Below are 1442 nucleotides of genomic sequence, written 5' to 3'. Positions count from 1 at the left end.
TTCTGTTTTTCTGGAGGGGGCTGGCCAGCCCCCTCCAGAAAAACAGCGGGATTCGATTTCCCCTGTTTCTTTCATTTTTTTCATAGAAAATGAGCCGGAGCCCATCATCTCAGTTAGAATAGAGTCGACGAAAACCAAATTCTAAAGGAGAGACTCAGGGATGGCTCAATTACAGATTACTCTAGATGAACAACTTCTGCATCAATTATTTCTTGGCGATGCGAAAAATTCAGGCATGAACGCCCTTTTGGAGGCGATTTTAAATCAAGTGTTGAAAGCACAGGCCAGCGAACAGGTGAAGGCTGAAAAGTACGAACGAAGTGAAGAACGGACGGATTACCGAAATGGTTCTTACCCTCATCAACTGAAGACGCGCGTGGGAAACCTCACGCTAAACGTCCCCAGGTTACGTAACGGGCATTTCTCAACCGATCTTTTTCATCGCTATCAACGCAGCGAACAAGCACTGGTTCTGTCTTTGATGGAAATGGTGATCAATGGGGTCTCGACACGTCGGGTCAGCCAAATTACTGAGGAACTTTGCGGCACAGACTTTTCAAAAACGACGGTTTCCGATCTTTGCGGGCATCTGGATCCCATTGTCGTGGGTTGGAATAATCGTCCGCTGAAGGGCAGCTACCCCTTTCTCCTTGTTGATGCGGTTTATACAAAGGTCCGTGAAAATGGGCGTATCCGTTCCCGGGGGATTTTGGTCAGCTACGGCATCAACGAAGAAGGATATCGAACCATTCTGGGTCTTAAAATCGATGATAGTGAAAGCACCGAAGCCTGGCAGAACTATTTTCATTGGCTGAAAGCACGTGGTTTGAAGGGGGTTGATGTCGTCGTCAGTGATGACCATGGAGGGCTTGTCAGTGCCGTTCAAAAAGCGTTTCAGGGCGCGACCTGGCAGCGCTGCCAGGCACATTTTCTGCGCAACGTCCGCGACCGGCTCCCTAAACCGTTGAAAAGCGAAGTCAGCGAGCAGGTTAAGGCCATTCTTCACGCACCTGACGTGTTAACAGCTCAGACACTGCTTCACTCTTTTCTGGCGGTCTATCAAGAAAAAGCCCCCCGCGTAACGGAACTTGTGGACGCCGCTTTTGATGATGTCACCGCCGTGCTTGCCTTACCCGAACCTTATCGCCGTCGTCTGCGAACGACCAATGGCATGGAACGCCTCAACGAGGAATTTCGCCGTCGCGAAAGGGTGGTTCGCATCTTTCCCAATCAAGATTCGGTCGTCCGTCTCATGGGCGCTGTTCTCATGGAACAGGATGAAAAGTGGTCCGATGGCCGCTGTTATTTGAAAATGGAAGACTATTTTGACTGGAAGGCCAAACAGCCCAAAACGACTCCTTCTAGTAAAGTGACAGCTATTTATCCAAGCTAATCACTCTATCCTTCCTGAGATGAATTTACACACAAAAAAGGACTTGACC

Annotated in this window: 1 protein-coding gene; it reads left to right on the top strand. The window is 49.1% G+C overall.

Features of this window, described 5'->3' with window-relative positions:
- The first annotated feature begins 160 nt into the window (after positions 1–160).
- Positions 161–1393 (top strand): IS256 family transposase, encoded by a 1233-nt coding sequence (locus E4665_RS17990; protein ID WP_135350179.1) that lies wholly within the window; start codon positions 161–163, stop codon positions 1391–1393.
- Positions 1394–1442: the final 49 nt, after the last annotated feature.

It is taken from the genome of Sporolactobacillus shoreae, assembly GCF_004684935.1.
In the GTDB taxonomy this organism is placed as follows: domain Bacteria; phylum Bacillota; class Bacilli; order Bacillales; family Sporolactobacillaceae; genus Sporolactobacillus; species Sporolactobacillus shoreae.
The sequence above is the reverse complement of the archived record's forward strand: the minus strand, read 5'-3'. Positions and strand labels throughout refer to the sequence as shown.

Bases quoted from the DNA above. Each gene is read 5' to 3' on its own strand.
- E4665_RS17990 (WP_135350179.1), top strand. From the start codon at position 161: ATGGCTCAATTACAGATTACTCTAGATGAACAACTTCTGCATCAATTA.